Origin of the sequence: Streptomyces sp. WG5 (genome assembly GCF_049974565.1) — a bacterium.
Lineage (GTDB): Bacteria > Actinomycetota > Actinomycetes > Streptomycetales > Streptomycetaceae > Streptomyces.
Genome location: NZ_JBNGGC010000160.1, coordinates 1 through 685 on the forward strand (window position 1 = coordinate 1; position 685 = coordinate 685).

The 685-nt window shown below is 69.5% G+C and carries 1 protein-coding gene and 1 pseudogene; both read left to right on the forward strand.

Features of this window, described 5'->3' with window-relative positions:
• Nucleotides 1-132: pseudogene (locus tag ACP4IX_RS36370) on the forward strand (ABC transporter); the annotation flags it as partial.
• Nucleotides 129-685 (forward strand): ABC transporter permease (locus ACP4IX_RS36375; protein ID WP_426558950.1); only part of this gene is annotated, 557 nt, incomplete at its 3' end. The pseudogene ACP4IX_RS36370 and the gene ACP4IX_RS36375, both read left to right, overlap by 4 nt.

The window sequence follows — 685 nt, forward strand, 5'->3', positions numbered from 1 at the left end:
GACACCGCCGGCATCGAAGCCGACGAACTGACCGTCCACACCCCCGACCTCGACGACGTCTTCTTCGCCCTGACCGGCAGCACCGACGCACAGCCCACCCAGCCCAGCCAGCCCGAGGAGGCTGCCCGATGAGCACCCCCCTGGCCCCCACCCGCCCGGCCCGCATCTCCCTCGCCCTGCGCGACTCCTCCACGATGCTGCGCCGCAACCTCCTGCACGCGCGCCGCTACCCGTCCCTCACCCTGAACCTGCTGCTCACGCCGGTCGTTCTGCTGCTGCTCTTCGTCTACATCTTCGGCGACGTGATGAGCGCCGGCATCGGGGACGGTGGCGCGGACCGCTCCGCGTACATCGCCTACCTCGTGCCGGGCCTGTTACTGATGACCATCGGCAGCACCACGATCGGCACCGCGGTGTCCGTCTCGATGGACATGACCGAGGGCATCATCGCCCGCTTCCGCACCATGGCCATCCACCGGCCCTCCGTGCTGATCGGGCACGTCATCGGCAGCGTGGTGCAGTCGGTCCTGAGTGTGGTCCTCGTCGGCGCCGTCGCCGTGGCCATCGGCTTCCGGTCCACGGACGCCACGGTTCTGGAGTGGGCCGCGGCACTCGGACTGCTGGTGCTCTTCACTCTCGCGCTCACCTGGATCGCGGTCGGCATGGGTCTGGTCAGCCCGAACGC